The sequence below is a fragment of the Microseira wollei NIES-4236 genome (genome assembly GCF_020521235.1).
Taxonomy (GTDB): Bacteria; Cyanobacteriota; Cyanobacteriia; order Cyanobacteriales; family Aerosakkonemataceae; genus Microseira; species Microseira wollei.
Genome location: NZ_BLAY01000637.1, coordinates 1 through 312 on the forward strand (window position 1 = coordinate 1; position 312 = coordinate 312).

The following is a 312-nucleotide window of genomic DNA, read 5'->3' on the forward strand; positions in this document are numbered from 1 at the left end:
TTGTGGGGTGGGCATCCTGCCCGCCCCAGGGAATAAAAACATAGATCAAGTGTCTTGTGGGGTGGGCATCCTGCCCGCCCCAGGGAATAAAAACATAGATCAAGTGTCTTGTGGGGTGGGCATCCTGCCCGCCCCAGGGAATAAAAACATAGATCAAGTGTCTTGTGGGGTGGGCATCCTGCCCGCCCCAGGGAATAAAAACATAGATCAAGTGTCTTGTGGGGTGGGCATCCTGCCCGCCCCAGGGAATAAAAACATAGATCAAGTGTCTTGTGGGGTGGGCATCCTGCCCGCCCCAGGGAATAAAAACAT

1 protein-coding gene is annotated in these 312 nt (G+C 54.2%); it reads right to left on the reverse strand.

Going from position 1 to position 312, the window contains the following annotated elements:
• The coding region (locus tag MiSe_RS50095; RefSeq protein WP_226595085.1) for a hypothetical protein at positions 1–312 on the reverse strand (312 nt) is incomplete at both ends.